The organism is Clostridium liquoris, from assembly GCF_002995785.1.
Lineage (GTDB): Bacteria > Bacillota > Clostridia > Clostridiales > Clostridiaceae > Clostridium_AO > Clostridium_AO liquoris.
This window is the reverse complement of the sequence record NZ_PVXO01000044.1, coordinates 1-23288: the sequence shown is the minus strand read 5'-3', so window position 1 is coordinate 23288 and position 23288 is coordinate 1. Positions and strand designations below refer to the sequence as shown.

Sequence of the window (23288 nt, the reverse complement as noted above, 5' to 3'; positions counted from 1 at the left end):
TAAAATAAGGGCCTTTTTTCTTCACTATAAATTGGAGGTGATAGCATGGCGACACGAGGAAGAAAGCCAAAGCCAACTGCACTAAAGGTCTTGGAAGGGAATCCTGGAAAAAGGCCTTTAAATGAAAATGAGCCAAAACCTAAAAGAAAAGCTCCCGGATGTCCGTCATGGCTGGAGCCTGAAGCTAAGAAAGAATGGGAGCGAATGGCTAAAACGATGGAGGCCATTGGAATACTTACTGAAGTAGACATGGCAGCCTTTGCTGGATATTGTCAAGCCTATGCTAGATGGAAAGAAGCTGAAGAATTTCTATCAAAGCATGGCACTATTTTTAAAACCCCATCAGGATATATTCAACAGGTGCCACAGGTATCCATTGCCCAGACATATCTTAAGGTTATGAAGGATTTCTGTTCTGAATTTGGACTTACTCCTGCTGCTCGTACAAGGATTCAGGTAAATACAGAGGATACAGATACTGATGATCCAATGGAAAAATTACTGAGGATTAAATAATGTTTGATGAAAAGAAAGCAGAACGAGCAGTTAAATTTATAAATAACCTTAAACATACAAAAGGTGTATGGCATGGCGTACCTTTTGACCTTTTACCTTGGCAAGATAAAATCATAAGAGATATATTTGGAACTGTAAAAGAAGATGGTTATAGAAAATATAATACAGCTTATGTGGAAATTCCAAAGAAAAATGGGAAGAGTGAACTTGCTGCAGCTATAGCCCTATATCTAACTTGTGGTGATGGAGAATGGGGTGCTGAAGTTTATGGATGTGCAGCTGATAGACAACAGGCATCTATTGTATTTGATGTAGCAGTAGATATGGTAGATCAATGTCCTGCTTTAAAGAAAAGAATAAAACCAATTCTATCTCAAAAGAGATTGGTGTATATGCCTACAGCCAGTTTCTATCAAGTTCTATCAGCAGAAGCATTTACAAAGCATGGGCTTAATGTTCATGGAGTGATCTTTGATGAATTACATGCCCAGCCTAATAGACAACTTTATGATGTAATGACCAAAGGAAGTGGAGATGCTAGAAAGCAGCCACTTTTCTTTTTAATTACAACAGCTGGAACTGATAGGCATTCTATTTGCTGGGAAGTTCACCAAAAAGCAGATGATATATTAAGAGGGAAAAAGCATGATCCTACCTTCTACCCTGTTATTTATGGAATTGAAGATAGTGATGATTGGACAGATGAAGCTAATTGGTATAAAGCTAATCCATCCTTGGACCATACCATTGATATAGAAAAGGTAAGAGCAGCTTTTATAAGTGCTAAAGAAAATCCAGCAGAAGAGAACTTATTTAGGCAACTAAGGCTTAATCAATGGGTAAAGCAATCTGTAAGATGGATGCCAATGCATTTATGGGATAAGTGCTCATTTGAAGTAAATCCTGAAAAACTAAAAGGAAGAGAGTGTTATGGTGGACTTGACCTTTCAAGTTCTATTGATATAACCGCTTTTGTTTTAGTTTTTCCTCCAGTACCAGATGATGATAAATACTATGTACTTCCAAACTTTTGGATACCAGAGGAGAATTTAGATTTAAGAGTAAGAAGAGACCATGTTCCTTATGATATTTGGAAACAGCAAGGCTACCTTAAAACCACTGAAGGAAATGTCATCCACTATGGCTTTATAGAAAAATTCATAGGGAATTTATGGAAGGATTATAACATAAAAGAAATAGCTTTTGATAGATGGGGAGCTGTGCAAATGACACAAAACCTAGAAGGTGCAGGATTTACAGTAGTTCCCTTTGGGCAAGGATACAAAGATATGTCTCCACCTACTAAAGAGTTAATGAAATTAACACTAGAGGAAAAAATAGCCCATGGTGGACACCCAGTTCTATCTTGGATGATGGATAATATTCATGTAAGAACTGACCCTGCTGGAAATATAAAGCCTGATAAGGAAAAATCCACTGAAAAAATAGACGGTGCTGTAGCTTTAATTATGGCCCTAGATAGAGCAATAAGAAATGAAGGAAGTAAGTTTGACTTAAATGAGTATTCAACAGAGGAAATGCTAGACAAACTTTGGGGTTAGGGGGGTGATGGTATTTGAATGTATTTAATAAGTTAAAGAATATATTTAGTCAAAAAGCTGAAGCGTTACCAGAGGAAATATCATTAAACGATAGAAGGCTTTTAGAAATATTGGGAGTTGAAAATAGCGAGCTTAATTACAAAGGTAAAAATGCACTAAAGGAAGCAACTGTGTTTTCCTGTATTAGAATATTGGCTGATAGCATAGGTAAACTTCCTACTAAAGTATATAAAAATAATAATGGAAGGCAAAGTGCGACAGAACATTATCTAACCCCAATTTTAAAGATTAGACCTAATCCGTGGATGAGTGCCAGGGATTTTTTTAAAGCCTTAGAAGTTCAGAGAAATATCTATGGGAATGCCTATGCTTGGATAGAGTTTGAAACAGCTGGTAGAAGTGCAGGTCATGCTACAGGAATATATCCCTTAGATAGTTCTAAAGTAGAAATATATATTGATGATATAGGACTACTTCCTCATAAAGGTAGACTTTGGTATGTCTATACAGATAACAAAGGTACTCAGTATAGGATTAACCCTGATGAGATGCTTCATTTTAAAGGACTGACTAGTGATGGAATTATAGGTATGACTCCATTAAATCAGCTTAAAAACACCATAGAAAATGCAGGTGCTGCAAGTGAATATTTAAATAATAGTTTTAAAACAGGACTTCAAACCAAAGGAATTATTCACTATATAGGAGATTTAAACCCAGAGGCTCAAAGAGTATTTCGTGAAAGATTTGAACAGATGGCCAGTGGACTTAAAAATGCCAACAGGGTATCCCTCCTTCCTATAGGATATCAATTTCAGCCTTTAAGTTTAACCATGGCAGATGCCCAGTTTATAGAAAACACTCAGCTTACAGTAAAGCAAATAGCTGCAGCCTTTGGAATAAAGAACCATCAGATTAACGATTTAGATAGGGCAACTCATACCAATGTAGAATACCAGCAAAGGGAATTCTATGTAGATACACTAATGGATATTCTAACTGGCTATGAACAGGAATTAACATATAAGCTATTTACCAATAAAGAATTAGAAGAAGGCTACTATATTAAGTTTAATGTAAATGCAATACTCCGAGCTGATCCTAAAACTAGATATGAAGGATATAGAATTGCTATTCAATCTGGATTTCTAACAGCTAACGAAGTAAGAGCATTAGAGGAAATGGAGGCAAAAGAAGGAGGAGATAGACTTTTAATCAATGGAAATATGATGCCTATTGAAATGGCGGGAGAGCAGTATAAAAGAGGTGGTGATGATATTGGGAAAGAAGAATAAAAGGTTTTGGAACTTTAAATCCTTAGATGAAAAAATGGGAGAGTTGACCCTTTATGGAGAGATTTCAAATGAAACTTGGTGGGGTGATGAAGTAACTCCTAAAGAGTTTAAATCTGATTTAGATAATTTAGGAGAAATAGATACACTAAATATCTACATCAATTCTCCAGGAGGCGATGTATTTGCAGGTCAGACTATTTACTCTATATTAAAAAGGCATAAGGCACATAAAAATGTATATATTGATGGGTTAGCTGCAAGTATTGCTAGTGTCATAGCTATGGCAGGCAATACTATTTTTATGCCAAAAAACTCTATGATGATGATTCATAACCCTTGGACCATAGGCATGGGTAATGCAGATGAGTTTAGAAAACTAGCTGAAGACTTAGATAAAATCCGAGAAAGTTTAATTGCAGCTTATGAAAATCACTCGGCACTAACAAGAGATGAGATTATAGAGATTATGGATGCAGAAACTTGGCTAACAGCATCTGAATGCGAAGAGTATGGATTTTGTGATGTGGTAGAGGAAGAAAAAACACTAGCAGCTTCTATTGATAAGGATGTATTGGCTAGATACAAAAATACACCTAAAGAGTTAATAGAAATAGAGAATGATTTGGAAGTTAGAAAACAAGCATTATTAAAACAAAAATTATTAATCGAACTAGAGCTTTAGGCTCTTTTTTTATTTCAGAAAGGATGGGATGAATTTGAGTAAAGAATTAAGAGAACTACTTCAAAACCTAGAAGAAAAGAAGTCGAAGGTAAGAAACTTAATAGCTGAAGATAAGGTAGTAGAAGCTGAAAACTTAATGGAAGAAGTAAGAGCCTTACAAAAGAAAGTGGCCCTTCAGCAGGAATTAGAAGCAGCTGAAAAGTTTGATATGGAAGATGGCACACTATTAAATGATAACAGCGATACTGATAAAGACCTAGAAGCAGAATATAAACGAGTATTCTTAAAAGGATTAAGGAAACAGAGAATTACTGCAGATGATTACAGCATTATTAATGAATATAAGGCTGCTATGCATGAAGGTGGAGTAAGCACTGACTCTGATGGAGATATGGGAATTATCGTTCCAGAAGATATCCAAACAAAAATCAATGAGCTTATGAGAAGTATGAATGATTTATCTAAAATTATTAGAGTTGAAAAGGTAAAGGCGTTATCTGGTTCTAGAGTTTTAGAAAAAGATGAGGATATGGTTCCTTTTCAAGTGGTAGATGAATATGGAGAAATTAAAGAAATTGATAATCCTAAATTTACACCAGTAACATATAAGCTTGTAAAAAGAGCAGGATTTTTACCAATTACCAATGAGTTATTAAAGGATAGTGACCAAAATATTATAGCCTATGTAACAAGATGGATAGCCAAAAAGCACGTGGTGACAAAGAATAGTTTAATTATAGAGATATTAAAATCTCTATCAAGTAAAGATTTAAAAGACATTAAGGCTATTAAGAAAGTATTAAATGTAGATTTAGATCCTGCATTAAGTCTATCCAGTAAAATCATCACAAATCAAGATGGATTCCAATGGCTAGATGAACAGGAAGATGGTAATGGCAGACCACTACTTCAAGATGATATTACTCAACCTGGAAAGAAACTGTTCAAGGGTAGACCAATTGCAGTAGTAGCCAATAGAACATTGCCTTCCACTGGAACTACCACTGTAAAAGCTCCATTTATAGTTGGAAACTTTAAAGAGCTAATGGTTCTATTTAATCAAGGAGTTTATGAACTAGCTTCTACAACTACTGGTGGAGATGCTTGGAGAAGAGATACAACAGAACTTAGAACTATTACAAGGGATGATTGTGTGAAATGGGATACAGATGCAGCAGTATTTGGAAAGCTTACTATCTCAACAACTGGAGCATAGGGGTGGGATTTTCCACTCCTTTTGGAGGTGATAAGCCTTGCTAATTACACTAAAAGAAACTAAAGAATATTTAAGAGTAGATGGAGACGAAGATGATAGCTTAATAGAATCCCTAATAAATGCTTCCGAAGAGTATCTTAAAAATGCCACAGGTAAGACCTTTAATAGTACAAACCCTTTAGCTAGGCTGTTTTGTCTAGTCCTAGTAGTAGATTGGTATGAGAACCGAGGTTTAACTGCTGGAAAGGTAGGCCAAAAGATAAGGCCTGTAATTGATAGTATGCTAGCCCAGCTTAATTACTGTTATCCAGAGGAGATGGTGGAATGAATCCAGGAGAACTAAATAAAAGAATTACCTTTCAAAGATTAACTACCACCACCAATGAGAATGGCTTTGAAGTTGAAGAATGGGAAGATTTTAAAACTGTATGGGCAGCTGTTACCAATCTTCATGGAAGAGAATACTTTGAAGCTGCAACAGTGCAAAGAGAAAACACAGTTAAGTTTACTATTCGCTACCTTAAAAATATAGACACTTCTATGAGGATACTCTTTCAAGGAAGACAATATAATATCACCTCCATTGATAATATAAAATACAAAAATGTGTATATGGAAATAAAGGCATTGGAGGTGGATAAGAGTGGCTGATATGAAGTTAGAAGGAATGGAGAATCTTCTTAATGAAATCGAAAAGCTAGGTAAGACTGGTTCTAGAATTGAAAATAAGGCATTAAGGGAAGCTGGAGATGTAGTAAAAGAAGCCATTCAAAAGGAAACGCCTATAAGAAGTGGAAAGTTAAAGGAAAGCATAACTGTATCTAGGGTGAAAAACAAGGATGGAGCAAAGCAGGTGGAAGTAGGGCCTGATAAAGATGTGTTTTATAGTAGATTTGTAGAATTTGGAACTGTGAAGATGAAAGCTAATCCCTTTATGGCTAGAGGATATGAAGTTTCTAAAGAAAATGCCATGGAGACGATTGAGAAAAAATTAAAAGAAGGATTAGGGCTATGAGTATAAATAAAGAAGTTTTATCAGCATTAAAAGATATTCAGGTTCCAGTAAGATTTCAAACTTATACAGGTAATGAAGAAACATATATTACCTTTTTCACTTATCTAGATAGACCAGAACAACACGCTGATGATTTAGAAATTGCTACTGGTTACTACGTGCAAATTGATTTATGGAGTAAATCAGATTACACTGAAATTGCAAAAGAAGTACACCAAAGTATGCTAACAGCCAATTTTACTAAATTAAACTTTTATGATTTATATGAAGAGGATTTAAAGATATATCACAAAGTAATGAGATTTTTTAAGGAGGTCATGTAAATGGCACAAGTAGGATTAAAAGATTTACATTTTGCTATTTTAAATAAAGACACCATAGAAGAACTAACTTATGCTGTTCCTGAACCAATGGCGGGAGCTATAAATGCTACGATAAACCCAACGGTAAATACTCAAGAAGTCTATGCCGATGATCAGCTTTGGGAATCTGTATCTGCATTAGGAAAAATTGATGTGGAGGTAGAAACAGCAGATTTACCTTTAGCAACAAGGGTCAAGTTATTAGGAAATAAGATTGTAGAAGGAGTGCTTGTAGAAAATAAAGCAGATATTCCACCACATATCGCATTAGGATTTAAAAGCTTAAAATCCAATGGAAAATATCGTTATGTGTGGCTTTTAAAAGGAGTGGCCCAGCCTATGGCAGAAGACTATTCCACTAAGAAAGATAATGTGGAGCATAAGACACCAAAGATTAAACTTACCTTTATGCCAAGACTTCATGATGGAGACTGGAAGAGAACAGCAGATGAAGATGGTGCAGATTTCCTAGGAGCTGATACTTGGTTTGAAAAGGTTCCAGGAGATACTACAACACAGGAGGTTTAATATATGGAGATTATATTAAAGAAGGATAAAAAAGATAAGACATACACCACTGGTTTTATATCTGCAAGGATGGTTAGAAGAACCATTGAAGTATCCCAAGGAGTAGATTTTGATAACATTTCTCCAGAGGAATTAGATAAACTAATTGACTATATAGTAGAACTATTTGGTAATCAATTTACTAGAGATGATGTCTACGATGGACTTCAATCTAAAGACTTAATTCCTACCATCACAAAATGTATTAATGAAGTAGTAGGTGAGATGTCAGAAGTAACAGCAGGTGATGGAAAAAACCAGTAGAGGGGAATGCCATGGGTCCCCAGGATTTTATAGATAGCCTCTATCTAGCACTTCTTGATAAAGGCTGGACATTAAATGAAATTGACTCCATGGATATTATGTACTATCTGAAGCTATTAACTAAGAAGTTAGGAGATGAAAAAGTATATATTGATGAAATACTATAACACCTAAATCCTAGGTGTATTTTTTATGCCCAAAGGCAGGTGAGATAAGTGGCAAAGGAAATAGGGAAATTAAATGTAGTGGTAGGGCTTGACTCTACTGGATTTCAAAATGGGGTAAGTAGTTTAAATCGAGAGATGAGAAAGGTTCAATCTGAGTTTAAGCTTGCCAGTGCTGAAATGGGAAAGCATGGAAAAGGATTAGATAGTCTTAAACTAAAATCAGATAGTTTAACAAAACAAACGGAACTTCAAAGGCAAAAGGTAAAGGCTTTAGAAGAAGCCCATCAAAAGTCAGTAGAGACAAAAGGAAAAGATGCCAAAGCTACACAGAATTTAGAGATAAAGTTAAATAAGGCAAAGACACAATTAGCCTATATGGAGCAGGACTTAAAGAAAGTAAACCAGGAGATAGAACTTCAGTCTTCAGGCTTTTATAAACTAGGTAAAGCACTGGAGCCTGTTGGTCAGAAGATGCAAGATGTAGGAAAAGAGATGGAATCAATAGGTAAAGACTTAACTAAAAAGATTACACTTCCACTAGTTGGACTTGGTGCTGCTGCAGTTAAAGTAGGGTCTGATTTTGAAGCTGGTATGAGTGAAGTAGGGGCTATAAGTGGTGCTACAGGTAATGATTTAAAATTGCTAGAGGAAAAAGCTAAGGAAATGGGTGCTACCACAAAGTTTAGTGCATCTGAATCTGCCGAAGCTTTAAAGTATATGGCCATGGCTGGCTGGGATACCAATCAGATGCTTGATGGTTTAGATGGAGTTATGATGCTTGCAGCTTCCAGTGGTGAAGATTTAGGTTTGGTTTCTGACATTGTCACCGATGCCCTTACTGCCTTTGGAATGGAAGCAAAAGAAGCTTCAAACTTTGCAGATTTACTAGCTAGTGCATCCAGTAATTCAAATACAAATGTGGCAATGCTTGGGGAGTCATTTAAATATGTGGCTCCTATTTTTGGTGCATTGGGATATTCTGCAGAAGACGCAGCCCTTGCTTTAGGACTTATGGCCAATGCAGGAATTAAGGGTTCTCAGGCTGGAACTTCTCTAAAGACAGCTATAGCAAACCTAGCCAATCCAACAGATAAAATGGCAGCTGCTATGGGCCAATTAGGCATCTCTATCACAGATGCCAATGGAGAAATGCTTCCATTTAAAGATGTGATGGATGAATTAAGATTAAAGTTTGCAGGACTTTCTGAAGAACAACAGGCCCAATATGCAGCTACTATATTTGGAAAAGAAGCAATGAGTGGAATGCTTGCAATCATAAATGCAAGTCCTGAAGATTATGAAAAACTTACTCAAGCTACAAAGGAATACAACGGTGTAGCAAAAGAGATGGCTGAAACTATGGAGGATAATCTTCAAGGGGAAATTATTAAATTAAAATCTGCTCTTGAAGGTTTAGGAATACAGATATTTGAGATTTTAGTTCCACATCTACAAACCTTAGTTGAAAAGCTGCAACTTGTAGTAGAATGGTTTGCTAATCTAAATCCTGCTACTCAGGAAACTATAGTGAAAGTAGCAGCACTTGCAGCAGCTATAGGCCCACTATTAATCCTTGGTGGAAAGGTTATAGGTGGAGCAGGTACTGTTATTACTTCTTTTTCAAAAGTATCAATAGCTTTAGCTGGATTAAAAACAGGAACTGCTGGAGTCACAGTTGCTACTAGTGGAATGGCTACTGGATTTAGTGCAGCAGGAATAGCTGCTAAAGCTGGAGCCTTACTTTTAAATCCATGGACTTTAGGAATTGGAGCTGCTACAGTGGCAGGTATTGCACTATATAAACATCTTTCAAAAGAAAGTATTCCTACTATAGAGTTGTTTGGAGATGAAGTATCTGAGTCTACAAAGAAAGCTGTAGGAGGGTTTTTAGAATTAAACGATGAAGCAACTTTAGCTTTAAATCAACTTTCATGGAGTGGTCAGGAAGTAACTAAAGAAATGGCAGACGGGATAACAGCAAACTTCTCACAAATGGCAAGTGACATTCAAGCTGGACTAGATAAGCACCATGAAGAGTCTTTAGGAAAGATACAAAACTTTGTAACTAGCAGTACTTCTCTTTCAAAAGAAGAGCAAGACCAGATTTTAAATAATATGCAGGAAGGTTATGAAAATAGAAAGAAGGAAATTTCTGATGGTGAAGCAAGGATAAAAGAGATACTTGATACGGCTTCCAGTGAAAAAAGAGCCTTAACTAAATCTGAGCAGGAAGAAATAAATTCTATTCAAAAGAAAATGGTGGATATAGGAATTAAGGTTCTATCTGAAAATGAAGTAGAAGCAAAGGCCATTATGGAAAGGATGAAGGCCCAAGCTGGAGAGATTACTGCAAAGCAAGCTGCAGAGGTTGTTAAAAATAATTTAGATCAAAAGGATAAAACCATTAAAGCAGCAGAAGAACAATACAAAGAAGTAGTTAAGGAAATCATCAGACAAAGAGATGAATCCAAAACTATTACTAAAGACCAAGCAGATAAGTTAATTAAGGAAGCTACTCGTCAAAAGGATGAATCCATTAAAAAAGCAGAAGATATGCATGAGAAAGTAGTAGATGAAGCTAAAACTCAAGCCAAAGAACATGTCAACCAAGTAGACTGGGAAACAGGAGAGATTAAGACAAAGTGGCAGGTTATGAAAAGTGATGTATCCACTAAGGCTAGAGAAATAAAAGAAAATGTAATAAAGAGATGGGAAGAAATTAAAAAAGATTCATCTCAAAAATGGCAAAATATAAAAACGAACTTAGCTAATAGCTGGAGTTCTATGAAAGAGGATACTATTACTAAAGCTAGAGAAATTAAAGAAGATGTCACCAAAAGATGGGAAGATATAAAGATATCTACTTCTGAAAATTGGGAAGCAGTTAAAACTTCTGTATCTAGTAGTATTAGTAAAGTAAAAAGTAAAATATCAGAAGGAATAGAAAAGATAAAAGAATGGAATGCCACAAAGGTAAAAGAAAAGGTATTTAGTATTGTGGAAAAAGTAAAAAGAGTATTTTCAGGTGGGGGAGCAGATTCTAACTTTAGCGGAACTAGCTTCTTCCAAGGTGGGTTTACTATGGTAGGAGAACTTGGACCAGAGCTTGTAGAACTTCCAAGAGGAAGTAGGATTTATAACGATAATGTGACTAAAAAGATGCTTTCTGGGGATAAAGGTATAACTCAAAACATAGTTATCAACAGTTCTACCCCGTTAACACCATCGGAAACAGCAAGACAAATTAAAAATGCATCAAGACAACTTGCTCTTGAATGGTAGGAGGTGTGTTATGGAGAAAGTTGTTATTACAAATATTAATGGAGAAAGCATTACCCTTGGCAATCAATCACCTTACTATCTAGAAATAATTGATGGAGTTAGCAATATACCAGTTACAATTGAAAATCAAAAGGCACCTAAACAAGATGGCTCTACTTATATAGATAACACGCTAGAAGGTAGAGCCATCTCAATTGAAGGCATGATTGTAACAAGAAAAAATCCTCATGAGGTGCTAGATTGTAGAAGAAAGATGGAGAGAGTATTAAATCCTAAGCTTGGGGAAGTGAGTATTAGCTATTATCATAAAGAGGATGTGATTAGAGAGATAAAAGGTATACCAGAAAACACACCAATATTCCCAAACGGTAATGGCAATAAAGGGATATATTATCAAAAGTATTTAATTAATCTATACTGCCATCATCCATTTTGGAAGGACAAGGAATCTACAAAAGAGGAAGCTGCAATTTGGAGAGGGGAGTTTGAGTTTCCACTTGAAATGTCAATGGATACAGGAATCCAAATGGGATTTAGAGAACCAAGTTTAATTGTAAATTTATATAATCCAGGAGATATATCCTGTGGCATGGAGGTTAGATTTAAGGCATTAGCCACAGTAGTAAATCCCATGCTATATAATGTCAGCACAAGAGAATATATTAAAATCAATAAGAGTTTAGCCTCTGGTGAGATTTTAACAGTAACTACACATTTCTCCAATAAAAGAATAGAAAGCTATAAAGATGGAGTAACTGCAAATGCATTCAATTGGATTGACCTGGATTCTACATTCTTACAACTAGAGCCAAAGGATAATCTGCTAAGGTATGATGCTGATGAAGGTTTAGACAATCTTGAAATAGACATCTATTACAATCCTGAGTATCTGGGGGTGTAGATGTGGATATTTATGTATTTAATGAAGAATTAAATTTTATAGGAATAATCGATAACTTCAATAGTCTTAGATGGGTTAGAAGATACCACAAATCAGGTGAGTTTGAACTTCATCTAAGCCTAACATATAAATCCCTAAAAATGCTTAGAGAGGGATACATTATATGTAAGAAAGATGACCAAGAAGCGGGAGTAATATCATATAGACAATTAAAACAGGATGAAAAAGGGAAAGAAACTCTTATTATTAAAGGCAACTTTATAACAAGCTATCTTAGAAAAAGAATCATATGGGGAACTGAAAATTTAAATACAAGTGCAGAGATTGCAATGATGAGTTTAGTTGATAAGAACGCAATTAATCCAACAGATGAAAATAGAAAGATCCCTTTAGTAAACCTAGCTGAAATAGAAAATTTCCCTCAGATATTAAACAAACAGGTAAGTTATAGTAATCTACTGGATGAACTAGAGACTATTTCTTCATCAAGTGGATTAGGATTTAGAATATTAGCAGATGTGCAATTAAAAGAGCTTATATTTGATGTATATAAAGGAAGAGACTTAACAGCAAATCAAAAGATTAATCCACCAGCTATATTTGCTAATGAATTTGAGAATGTATTCGAGCAGGAATATATAGAAAGTACTAATAACTTTAAAAATGCAGCATTAATAGCTGGAGAAGGTGAAGGGTTTAATAGACAGCTTGTAACTGTAGGAGAAGCTAATGGACTTAATAGGTACGAGATGTTTGTAGATGCTAGGGATTTACAAAGCACTATAAATGAAGATGGAGAAGAAATTACTATTCCAGCTGATGAGTATAGAAAGCTTTTAATTAATAGAGGGAATTCTAAACTCTTAGAACATGAAAAAATAGAGACATTTGAAAGTAAAATAAATGTACAAGGAAATTTAAAATATAAAGTTGATTTTGATTTAGGAGATATTGTTACAGTTAGTAATAAGGGATGGGAAGTAACTAAAGATACTAGAATAACAGAAATTGAGGAAGTATATGAAGCAAATAAAACTTCAATCAATGTAACATTTGGTAATTCCATTCCCACTTTAGTAGATAGGATAAAGCAGGAGGTGAGATAGTGGAGAGAAGTGCATTCTTTAACAGCATCAATGGCGATAGAAGATACAAAGCAGAAGTATTTGCTGAATACTTCTCAAGCTTTATTGGAAATGGAGTCTTTTCCAATCCAAATACAAGCTTGCAGGCAAGAGCAAATGATGATATGACTATGACCCTTAGTCCAGGAAAGGCATGGATTAATGGTTATTTTTATATGAACACAGATGACTTAATTTTAATTATAGATCCAGCTGATGGGGTTCTAAGCAGAGTGGATAGAGTAGTTCTTAGGTTTGATGTGGAGAAGAGAAATATAAAAGCAATTATTAAAAAGGGAGAATTTAGTGCAAATCCAGAACCACCTTTAATCCAAAGGGATGCAGATATTTATGAATTAGGACTAGCAGATATAAAAGTAAATCAGGGAGCTATATCTATAACACAAGAAGATATTATAGACCTTAGATTAAATAAGAGCCTATGTGGAATAGTCCATGGATTAATAGACCAGGTGGACACAACAGAAATATTTAATCAGTTTCAAGGCTGGTATAAAAATAGAACAAGCACTTATATGAAGGAGTGGGAAAACTGGTTCTACCCTAATACATCTGATTGGGAAGAAGACTTTATAGAATGGTTTAATAGCATAAAGGGAAGTTTAGCAGAAGATACTGGAACATTTTTATCCAATGAAGTCTTAGAGATTAAGAAGAATTTAGCTGAACTAGATTCAGTTGAGATTGCCAGCATTGAACATGGACTCAATAAATATCCTGATTCTTTACTTATTCGTAATGAATATGCAGCAGGAATAGGTGGAGCAGGAGTTTCAGGTGCTGGTGGAGGTGAAGGACTTAGGATAAATCATAGAATAATCTACTCCGATACAAATGCTATCAAAGTGCAGGTACCTACTCTTTATAAGGAGCTGGTACTAGAGGAAATAGTAAAAGCAAATGATAAACTATATTATTTGGTATTTGAAAACAGTATTACAAGTATGACACTAATTTTAAATTAAGAGGTGATTAAATGGCAAATTTAGAGATGCTAATTAAGGGAACTCCTGATTGGCATAATATTATAAATAACAATTTTAATGAAGTTAATAATGGTTTAGGTTTGCATGCGGAAGAGTTCAAATGGACAGATTTTAATGAGGCTAAGGAAACGGGCATATACCATATTCCAGCAGTTCAAGATATTGCAAATGCACCTGAAGGAGTAAGTGGTAGTAGAATCGCTTTTATATACACTGTTAATCAAGCTGACAGAACATGGACAATACAGAGATTAACTCCTTATCAAGATGCAGCTAAGACAAATTACGAGGAGAGGTCTGAATCGTTCTTTGAGGACTACTGGAGAGATTGGAATTTTTACCATAAGGCAGCTGTGGATCTGAGGAGTTCTGAAGTAGAAATAGGTGAAGAAGCTGAAGCAACTGGTAGTGACGCAGTAGCTATAGGGGATAGTGCTAAGGCTTCAGGACAATACTCAACAGCTCTTGGAAAACAAGCAGTTGCTAGTGCACAGCAGGCTACAGCTTTAGGATATTATGCAACGGCTGAAAACATGAATGAGGGTGTATTAGGTGTGCTTGTAAGTAATTGGATAGTGCCTGGAAAATTTACTGTAGAAGGAACTAAAAACTTCGAAATTCCACATCCAAAACCAGTAAAAAAAGCAACACATAGAATTAGACATAGTTCTGTAGAAAGTCCAACAGCAGGAGACACTTTATATAGATATGAGGCTGAAGCTAGTAAGGCGGGGGATAAAATTACAATAGGCCTGCCAGATTATTTTATCTATTTGAATAAAGATGTACAGATATTCGTAACACCACAGGGACACTTTGGAAACGGCTATGGAGAGTTAAACATTAATGAAGAGAGGCTAGAAATTTATTGTGAGTTAGAAGGTAAGTATAATGTATTAGTAATTGGTACGAGAGATGATGATCATCAATCAATTTTAGATTGGGATATTAAAGGTGTGGAGAGGGAAATAGGTGAATCCTGGACAGGTGAAACTTATGCATTTTCTGTAGATGAAATTATAGAAGTAGAAGAAATCAAGGAGGTAGAATAATGATAATTATTAAATCAAGTAGTATTCAATTTAAAAATCCAAATGTAGGACAGCCAACAAGGGCAGTAGAAGAACATTATAATGGTAGAAGGATTATGGCATTTGTAGAAGGTAATGAGAGGATGTTTAGTTTTAAAAAAGGAGAACTAGCATTTGATGCTAATGAAGATGAAATGATAGCAGCTATTGAACAGAGGATAGCAGAAGAATAATAATAAAATATTAGGAATTAAAATCAAACACCTGTATAGGGTGTATTTTTTATGCCTAAAGGAGGATGACATATGAAAGATGTGGTTCATACCATCCAAGTTATATTTGCAGTTATTGGTGCATATATTGGCTGGTTTTTAGGTGGATTTGATGGCTTGCTTTATGCACTGGTGGCCTTTGTAGTACTTGATTATATAACAGGTTTGATGGTGGCTATTTTAGAGAAGAAATTATCTAGTAGCATTGGATTTAAAGGTATTTTTAAAAAAGTACTCATCTTTATATTTGTAGGGATAGGTCATATCATAGACTTTTATATTCTCCAAAATGGAAGTGCAGTTAGAACTGCAGTAATCTTCTTCTATTTATCCAATGAAGGATTAAGCATAGTAGAAAATGCTGCAAAGATTGGACTTCCTGTGCCAGAAAGCTTAAAGAAAGTATTTATAGAATTAAAGAAGGAGGATGATTAAATGGCGAGACTTTGCTTTGACTATGGGCATGGTGGGGAAGATCCAGGAGCTATATATAAAGGTCGATGCGAAAAAGATGATACATTAAATCTTGGTAGAGCAGTGGCTAAAGAATTGAGAAGATGTGGAGTTATTGTAGATGAAACTAGAACGAAAGACATAACTGTAAGCTTAAAGGAAAGAAGTAGCTTTGAAAAGAGTGGCCGATATGATTACTTTATATCCTTCCATCGGAATGCCTTTAAACCAGAGAAAGCTAAAGGGGTAGAAACTTATACCTATTTAAATCAAGGGGCAAAGGCTAAAGAGTTAGCTAATAAGATACAAAGTTCTTTAGTGGATGTTGGCTTTACAGATAGAGGAGTAAAGGCTGCTAACTTTCATGTATTAAGAGAAACTAAAGCACCTGCAGTACTTATTGAAATAGGGTTTATTGATAATGCCCACGATAATCAATTATTCGATAATAAGTTTGAGAAAATCGTAAAAGCCATATCAAAAGCAATTTTATCTCAGTTAGGAATTAAATATATAACATCTACTGGCTCTCCACCAAGTGGTCAATCCCTATATCGAGTGATGGCAGGTTCTTTTAAAGAAAGAGAAAATGCAGAAAGACAAGTTAAAAAATTAAAGTCGGCAGGTTTTGATGCCACCATTATGATATTCAATAAATAGTATTTTGCCTTGGACAAATCGTTCAGGGCTTATTTTTTTAACCTTAAAAATCTTAAATTTCTAATATAAATCAAGCCTTAATTATAAGGGAAAATTAACTTGATAATAATGAAACGTAATTGTAATATGCTAGTACCAAAACATAAGGAGGAGATAGAATGCTGTTAAGTCAAGGGATACGGGAGTTTTCAAAATATATGAAGCTAATAGACAGGTCAGAGCAAACCATCATAGGATATGAAAAAGAGCTGATTTATTTTGATAATTTCTTAAGTGTAAAACATAACTGCCCTATGTATATAAAAGATATTGAATTGGAGGATATTGAGGATTATCTTCTGGACCAAAAGGAGAGAGGCATAGCAACAGCTAGTAGAAGTAGGTCAGTTTATATCTTAAGAAGCTTTTATAAATACTGCGTGAAAAAAGATATTGTAAAGAAAAATATTGCTAATCTAGTGGAACCAGTAAAAGTAAAGCAAAAGGAAAGAGACTTCTTAACAGAAGAAGAATTTGAAGCCCTTATAGAAGCAATTAGGCAGCCAGTTATTAAAACGGTGGTGCAGACCATGTTCTATACTGGTGGGAGAGTATCAGAAATAGTTAATTTAAAATTAGAAGACATGGATTTAGGAAACAAAGTAATGCATATTATTGAAGGAAAAGGTGGAAAGGATAGGGACATTCCAATCAACGATAAACTCTGTAACATACTACAAAATTATCTAGAAAATATTAGGGAGGCAGATTCTAATAGGTTCTTTGCATTAGAAAGTACTGGAAAAGTATCTAGTAGCTATATCAACAGGCTTATTAAAGAAGCAGCAGATGAGATTGGACTTGAAAAAGAAGTATCAGCTCATGTGCTAAGGCATTCTTTTGGGACAAACCTTTTAGAAAAAGGAGCTTCAGTGGTAAGCATTCAAAAACTACTGGGCCATGCAAACCTAGCAGTAACCACAAGATATCTACATCAAGACATGAATAAATTAAGCGATACAGTAAATCTTTTATAGGAGGGAAAAGGATGAGTGACAATAAACCAATTTATGATTCAAGGGCAAGAAAGATAATAGAGCTATTGAAATTTAAAACAAGAGATGAAGCTGCAGAAGAATTAGGGTATAAAAATTATAAGAGTTTGGATATGTATATGAGAAGGAAGAATTTCAGATATGATAGCGAAAGTGGACAGTATGTGCCAAAAGAAAATAGAGTGGATAAACTAAACCGAGACCCTAAAAGCTATGCACCTACAAAGGTAGTGAGTATCATCACTGCCTTTGAGGAAGCTAACGCAGACCCAATGCTAATAGCCAAACAAGAGGGATTTAAAGACCATAAAGAAATGGCTGAATATATGGCTAACAAGAGTTATGAGTGGAATGCTTATAAAAACAATTATGTAAAGACAATAGGAAAGGTAGAGGAAAAAATAGCAGATGAAGTAATAGAGGAAGTAGTAACAACCCAAAGTCCACCGACAGATATAGATGAATACATTCCTTTCATCCGATTTTTATATGAGAAAAGAGATGATATTTATCAGTTGTTATCAGGAACTAAAGAAGATGGAACGATACCAAGATATGTAGTGCCAGGACTTGTTAGAACCAAAGCCATTTATATGAGTGATATGGTAGCAAAGCTTACTGCAGAATTTAGCAAAGAAAAGAATGTAACCCAAAGAGAAGTCATGGAGGGAGCACTGATTGAGTATTTGCAGAAGTATGGATTCAAGAGGGAGGTTGAGACACTTCTTAAAAATGAATAAAAAGATTATTGAATAAGGTGGGTTTATGGTATAATGGTATTAAAGTGGAGGTGGTGTATACAAATGTCTTATGAAACAAGGCCACAAACTTATGATGAAACGATTAAAATTTTAGAAAAGAAAGATTATAGAGGGATAGCAGAGTTTATACTACCTTCAGTAAAGGATGCGGAAGAGGTTTCTTTAGAACATACACAATTATCTGTTCCAGACATGAGGGAGATGGACTTTTTAACAAGAGTTAATATGAACTCGGAAAGTTTTATACTTCATATAGAATTCGAAACGGCTTACAAAAGCAACACTGAAATGATGAAAAGAATGCTTAGATATTATACTTATATAAAATGGCATAATGACTTGCCAATATATCAAGTGCTTGTAGTATTAAAGAAACCAGAGAATATAAAGAATATTCAAGGAAGCTTTGAGAGCACAGTTCAAGATTTAGATATTTTGAAATATAATTATAAGGTGGTTAAAGCATATGAGATAGATAAAAGTGAAATACTAAAAGAAGGAAAAGTTGTACTGTATCCACTTAGGGTATTTATGAAGCATGATGAAATAGATGAGGAAAAGCATATAGAAGAATGTTTAGAGGAAGTAGAAAAATTAGAAGATAAAGATTATTATTTTCTAACAGTGGAGTGCATAAAAAAACTTTACAAAGAAAGCAAGTATGAAAAGTATGTAAAGGAGGAGATATTAATGCAGTCATCACTATACAGAGAGCCCTATGAAAAAGGGATAAAAGAAGGCGAATTAAAAGGAAGAAGAGAAGAAAAAATAGAAACAACTATAAGATTACTAACCAAAAAATTTGGAACTATGCCAGAGGAAGTAAAAGAGGCTATATCTAAATTGGATTTAGTAACCTTAGAGCTTATGATTGACGAAATTTTTGAATATAAGAGTTTGGATGATATTAAAAAATATATCCAGTAACAAAATCATTAGAAAACCTTAGTAAATAATAAGCTTATAAAACCTATCAGTATGCATAATGATACTCATTATATGAATGAAGACTAATTTAGGAATATAAGAAGGCTCTGAACCTTTGATTTAAGTGGGGTTCAGGGCTTTTTGTTATACATAGAGATAGGTAATTTTGTGCTATTAATGCAACACAAGTTGAAGTTAAGTTTAATAAAACTGTAGATAAAACAACTGCAGAAGATACAAGTAATTATAATGTTAATTCTGCTCCTGTGGCAGAGGGAACTACTGCAGTTCTTAGCGAAGATAAGAAGTCAGTAGTTCTTACTTTCCCTGCTTCTTTAAACAAGACATCTTTTGATTTAAATGTTAAAAACATTAAAACTGAAGACAAAAAAGCAACAGTTACTGAATTTACAGGTGTAGTTACTGTTAATGATACAATAGCCCCAACTGTAGCAAAGTCAGAGTTTAAAACAAATGGCGATTTAGAAATTACTTTTTCTGAGCCATTAAAAACAGATGTTATTCCTGTTGTACGTATAGATGGTAAACCAGTTACTGGTACTGTATCAGGAAGTAAGGTAGTTGTTACTGTTGCTGCCTTAACTAGCGGTGGTATAACTGTAAATAACGGACAATCTATAAGCGTATATGTTGCTAATGTTAAGGATACAGTTGGTAACGAAGCAGCGCTTTACAATGGAACAGTTACCAAAGTTAGTGATACTGTAAAACCAACAATTACTTCTATTACTCAAGTTGGTCAAAATAAATTAAAAGTAGTATTTAGTGAAGCCCTCGGAGCAGCTGCTTCTGATTTAGGTGCAAATGATTTTAAATTCCTTAATGGTTCAACTGTTTGCAAAAGCACCGCTGCTGATTTAGATACTACAGATACTACCAATAAAACATATATTGTTACTTTTAACGAAAGTGAAATCTATGGTGCCACACCTGTTGATTTTCAGACTGTAACATTAATCTTAGACAAAGATGATGTTAAGGATGCTGCTGGTAACGGAATTGATGCATACTCTCAAGCATTCACATTCAATACTGATAAAACAGCTCCTAAATTTGTATCATCAGCAGTGGCTTCAGATAAAGAAACATTTGAATTAACATTCGATGAAGCATTCCAGAGTGGTACTACAAATGTAGATGAATCTAAAATCATTGTTACAGATGCTAATGGTGTTAGATATGCTGTACAAGATGCTACTACAGACGTAAAAGTAGGCACAGGAAACGAAAAGGTATTAGTAGTAGACTTTATTCCAGCTACAGCTGATTCTCAAATAATTGCTAATGGTACGTACACTGTTGCACTTCAATCTGGTGCAGTTAAGGATGCTAAGAACAACAATAACGCAATCGCAACTACAACCCTTACAGTAGGTGACGCTGTGGATACAGAAAAGCCTGTTACTATACTTGATGCTGATGAAAGTACTAGAAACAAATTCGTAGTTAACTTTGGCGAAGAAGTAACTTCTTCTGCACTTCAGTTATCAAACTACAAACTTGATGGTAAAGCACTTCCAGCAGGAACTGTCATCTACTTTAACAGTGCTGCGAAAAACAGTGTAACTATCGAGTTACCAAACAGTTCTCAAAACATTGGTGCTGTTGGCACTGGTACATCTGCCATATTAAATGTAGCTAATGTTGCTGATAAAGCTGGGAATGTAGCTGATGCTAAGAACTTCACAGTGTCAGTTGCAGATAACACAAGCGCAACATTACAAAATGTTCAAGTTTTAGGGAATGACATTATTTTAACTTTCAATGAAGCAATTGATGCTACAACTGCTGTTGCAATCAATACACCAGAATTATTAGCTGATCAGTTTGAAATTAAAGTAGATGGCCAATTATTAAATCTTGGCAAAGTGGATACTGGTTTAGCTACTGATGCAACTTCCCCTGCTGCTAGCGCATCTCTTGTTTCTGGAAATGCTAAGCAAGTGAAAATTTCTCTAACACCTGCTGCTGATGGTACAGGTACAGCTGTTGGTGACGGAGTAGCATCTAACTGGAATAATGCAAAACCAGTAACAGTTAAAGTTAAAGCTGGAACACTTAAAGATGCTAATTTATTCCCTCTTGCTGATGGTATAGCTGTAAGTAAATAATCTAGCAAGCTCAATCACTTCTTCGCAAGGGTAATTATGATTTGGAAGAAATAGTAAACTATTAGTAAGCTCAACCTTTAGGCCTCGCAAAGACCCCGGGGGTGCAAAACTTTCCAATGACAAGCTGAGGAAATAAGAACAGATAAATAAAACAAAAAAAGAAGGAAGGGAAGTACAACCTTCCTTCTCAAATTTAAATAAATGAACGGATAACGGACAAAAACATTTCAAAAAAATAAATCCTATCAAATATCATAAAATATCCAGGTCACACACTGGCTGAAAAACTAGATAATCAAATCTAAACTAAGAGTATCTTTAGGGATACTCTTATATTCTTTTTTGAATTCGCAAGGATAATTGTGACTTGGGGAAAATATCCAAGCTATACTGAGGATTTGAAAAAGAAAAATGGAGTTCAAAATGGATAAGTATATGTGCAAAATGGTATGGCTATAGAAACTATAATAGTAAAGGATAATGTATCTGATGTAGATGCAAAAGCATTAGCAGAAAAATATAGAAAGGAAACTTAAGAAATCATATATAGGCATGAAAGTAAATGTGCAAGTAGTCAAAACTGCCCTTTGCGACTCATTAATAAGTTAGTAACTTAGTGCCAAGCTTGCTCGTGCCTGGCATTTATAGTTATTCTTTGTATCCCTAAACTTTGTTTATAGTGGTCCTATCCAACCATTACTATAATCTGTAACTATGGATCCTGCACTTGTTGTTCTCCATTTTTTTATACATGATAATACTTCTGTTATTAAATCACCAAACATTATATAATAGTCAGGGTTAATTACATATACCGATAGTAGTTTATCTTCAGGAACATCGATAAAAACTTTTTTCTCAAGAAGCTGCTCATAGTATTCCTTATCATCCGCTGAATTTTCTTCCGTAACATATTCTTCTTCACTATAATATAAAGAGTATAATTTCATTTTCCCCACAGAAGAATTGTTAATAATTTCTGTTTTATACTTAAATCCTTGTATATTTATGCTTGATCTTAAAAATAACTTTTCTTTGTTATAACTTACAAAAGAATTTAGCATCTTAATAGCTTCTAATAAATGTATTATTATCAAATTTTCTTTATCATTCATTCTTCCCATTATGAAGGAATTATTTAATAGTTCATTTAAATCTTCAATAATATTCTCTAAATCTATATCAAATATCTGGTATCCTAAGTATCTTACTTCTGACATAAATAAACCCACTGTATCTTTTTCTAATTCGTATAAGTCAAATACATCTTCTTCCAACTCATCTATATGTTCTAATTGATATTTTAATTGATAAGGATTTCCATCTTCATCAAAATGTACTTTTGCTAAATCATTCATTTTTAATGTTTGGTTTTCATAATCGCTATCATCAATTACAATATCATTATAATCGAAGTATACAGTATAACCCCTTAAAAGCATCTCCATTGTTTTTCTTATTTCAAGCATAGCTTGACTCATTTCATTTTCTACATAACTATATACGCTTTTATTTAAAGCCCTGTGAGTTTTCTCATCCCATAATTCATATGCTATAAAAATAATTGGAATAGAAATTAAACTAGCAGCTATGTTGATAAGTAAACCTTTAATATCTTCATTTAGCCTAATAGCTATAAAATATAATAATATACCCAAAATAGTAACCATTAGCTTTGACCAAATTTTTAGAAAAAATGTTTTTATAGTGTTCTTCAAGATTTGTTCCCCTCCAACCCTTTACTTCCATTATACAACAAAAATCCTTCAAAGATTAAATTTCTGAGGGTATGTCATCAGTAATTCTTAATAAAAATTTTCACCCCTGGGGTACTTGCTGGGCACAGAAAATCTTAAATTATGGATAACAAAGAAGAAATAATAAATATGGATTTAAGTATCATTTATGTAATGTTGTCATAATATATAGTGAACTTAGAGTATAATTTTAGTAGGCAAAAGTAGTAATAATTACTGCTTAAAAAATTAAAAGGAGATACAAAAAGTATCTCCCACATACATAAAAAATCCATTATAATGTAAGTTGATATTACTATAC

General features: G+C 34.3%; 25 protein-coding genes. 24 read left to right on the top strand and 1 reads right to left on the bottom strand.

Annotated features, from left to right (window positions below):
• The first annotated feature begins 45 nt into the window (after positions 1-45).
• From CLLI_RS07730 to CLLI_RS07620, 24 genes are all read left to right on the top strand, one after another.
• Entirely contained in the window at positions 46-516 is a 471-nt protein-coding gene (locus CLLI_RS07730) for a phage terminase small subunit P27 family (protein ID WP_106063641.1), read from the top strand.
• Positions 516-2078: a terminase large subunit gene (locus tag CLLI_RS07725; RefSeq protein WP_106063640.1), complete on the top strand. Its 1563-nt coding sequence runs from the start codon at positions 516-518 to the stop codon at positions 2076-2078. Before CLLI_RS07730 ends, CLLI_RS07725 begins: the two co-directional genes overlap by 1 nt.
• A gap of 14 nt (positions 2079-2092) precedes the next feature.
• The gene (locus tag CLLI_RS07720) at positions 2093-3373 is read left to right on the top strand and encodes a phage portal protein (protein ID WP_242975556.1); all 1281 of its coding nucleotides are present in this window, start codon (positions 2093-2095) and stop codon (positions 3371-3373) included.
• Entirely contained in the window at positions 3357-4055 is a 699-nt protein-coding gene (locus tag CLLI_RS07715) for a head maturation protease, ClpP-related (RefSeq protein ID WP_242975555.1), read from the top strand. Before CLLI_RS07720 ends, CLLI_RS07715 begins: the two co-directional genes overlap by 17 nt.
• Before the next feature lie 34 nt (positions 4056-4089).
• Positions 4090-5271, top strand: coding sequence for a phage major capsid protein (locus CLLI_RS07710; protein WP_106063638.1), 1182 nt, complete (start codon positions 4090-4092; stop codon positions 5269-5271).
• A 37-nt stretch (positions 5272-5308) separates the two neighbouring features.
• Complete coding sequence (locus CLLI_RS07705; protein WP_106063637.1) at positions 5309-5599, top strand: head-tail connector protein; 291 nt, start codon at positions 5309-5311, stop codon at positions 5597-5599.
• Positions 5596-5922: a phage head closure protein gene (locus CLLI_RS07700; RefSeq protein WP_106063636.1), complete on the top strand. Its 327-nt coding sequence runs from the start codon at positions 5596-5598 to the stop codon at positions 5920-5922. Before CLLI_RS07705 ends, CLLI_RS07700 begins: the two co-directional genes overlap by 4 nt.
• A gap of 1 nt (position 5923) precedes the next feature.
• The gene (locus CLLI_RS07695; protein WP_242975563.1) at positions 5924-6286 is read left to right on the top strand and encodes an HK97-gp10 family putative phage morphogenesis protein; all 363 of its coding nucleotides are present in this window, start codon (positions 5924-5926) and stop codon (positions 6284-6286) included.
• A complete protein-coding gene (locus CLLI_RS07690; RefSeq protein ID WP_106063634.1) occupies positions 6283-6609 on the top strand; it encodes a hypothetical protein in 327 nt (108 codons plus the stop codon). The genes CLLI_RS07695 and CLLI_RS07690 overlap by 4 nt, the downstream gene beginning before the upstream one ends.
• Positions 6610-7176 carry a major tail protein gene (locus tag CLLI_RS07685; RefSeq protein ID WP_106063633.1) on the top strand — a complete coding sequence of 189 codons (567 nt, stop codon included), beginning with the start codon at positions 6610-6612 and terminating at the stop codon, positions 7174-7176.
• A 3-nt stretch (positions 7177-7179) separates the two neighbouring features.
• A complete protein-coding gene (gene gpG, locus CLLI_RS07680) occupies positions 7180-7479 on the top strand; it encodes a phage tail assembly chaperone G (RefSeq protein WP_095177285.1) in 300 nt (99 codons plus the stop codon).
• An 11-nt stretch (positions 7480-7490) separates the two neighbouring features.
• Positions 7491-7646, top strand: a complete 156-nt coding sequence (locus CLLI_RS14490) for a hypothetical protein (protein WP_170063669.1) — start codon at positions 7491-7493, stop codon at positions 7644-7646.
• Positions 7647-7694: 48 nt separating this feature from the next.
• Positions 7695-10928 (top strand): phage tail tape measure protein, encoded by a 3234-nt coding sequence (locus CLLI_RS07675; protein WP_106063632.1) that lies wholly within the window; start codon positions 7695-7697, stop codon positions 10926-10928.
• A gap of 10 nt (positions 10929-10938) precedes the next feature.
• Complete coding sequence (locus CLLI_RS07670) at positions 10939-11829, top strand: phage tail family protein (RefSeq protein WP_106063631.1); 891 nt, start codon at positions 10939-10941, stop codon at positions 11827-11829.
• Between the two features lie 2 nt (positions 11830-11831).
• The gene (locus tag CLLI_RS07665) at positions 11832-12935 is read left to right on the top strand and encodes a siphovirus ReqiPepy6 Gp37-like family protein (protein ID WP_106063630.1); all 1104 of its coding nucleotides are present in this window, start codon (positions 11832-11834) and stop codon (positions 12933-12935) included.
• Positions 12935-13939 (top strand): hypothetical protein, encoded by a 1005-nt coding sequence (locus tag CLLI_RS07660; protein ID WP_106063629.1) that lies wholly within the window; start codon positions 12935-12937, stop codon positions 13937-13939. The genes CLLI_RS07665 and CLLI_RS07660 overlap by 1 nt, the downstream gene beginning before the upstream one ends.
• A gap of 11 nt (positions 13940-13950) precedes the next feature.
• Positions 13951-15012, top strand: coding sequence for a hypothetical protein (locus CLLI_RS07655; protein ID WP_106063628.1), 1062 nt, complete (start codon positions 13951-13953; stop codon positions 15010-15012).
• Positions 15012-15224, top strand: a complete 213-nt coding sequence (locus CLLI_RS07650) for a hypothetical protein (RefSeq protein ID WP_106063627.1) — start codon at positions 15012-15014, stop codon at positions 15222-15224. Before CLLI_RS07655 ends, CLLI_RS07650 begins: the two co-directional genes overlap by 1 nt.
• Positions 15225-15296: 72 nt before the next feature.
• Positions 15297-15698 carry a phage holin family protein gene (locus tag CLLI_RS07645; RefSeq protein ID WP_106063626.1) on the top strand — a complete coding sequence of 134 codons (402 nt, stop codon included), beginning with the start codon at positions 15297-15299 and terminating at the stop codon, positions 15696-15698.
• Positions 15699-16376, top strand: a complete 678-nt coding sequence (locus CLLI_RS07640; RefSeq protein ID WP_106063625.1) for an N-acetylmuramoyl-L-alanine amidase — start codon at positions 15699-15701, stop codon at positions 16374-16376.
• Between the two features lie 158 nt (positions 16377-16534).
• The gene (locus CLLI_RS07635; RefSeq protein ID WP_106063624.1) at positions 16535-17392 is read left to right on the top strand and encodes a tyrosine-type recombinase/integrase; all 858 of its coding nucleotides are present in this window, start codon (positions 16535-16537) and stop codon (positions 17390-17392) included.
• An 11-nt stretch (positions 17393-17403) separates the two neighbouring features.
• Positions 17404-18150: a hypothetical protein gene (locus tag CLLI_RS07630; RefSeq protein WP_106063623.1), complete on the top strand. Its 747-nt coding sequence runs from the start codon at positions 17404-17406 to the stop codon at positions 18148-18150.
• 63 nt (positions 18151-18213) lie between these two features.
• Positions 18214-19098, top strand: coding sequence for a DUF4351 domain-containing protein (locus CLLI_RS07625; protein ID WP_106063622.1), 885 nt, complete (start codon positions 18214-18216; stop codon positions 19096-19098).
• Between the two features lie 266 nt (positions 19099-19364).
• On the top strand, positions 19365-21230 hold the full coding sequence (locus CLLI_RS07620) for a hypothetical protein (RefSeq protein WP_106063621.1): 1866 nt from the start codon (positions 19365-19367) through the stop codon (positions 21228-21230).
• A 674-nt stretch (positions 21231-21904) separates the two neighbouring features.
• Here the strand turns inward: CLLI_RS07620 and CLLI_RS07615 are convergent.
• Entirely contained in the window at positions 21905-22948 is a 1044-nt protein-coding gene (locus CLLI_RS07615) for a hypothetical protein (protein WP_106063620.1), read from the bottom strand.
• Positions 22949-23288: the final 340 nt, after the last annotated feature.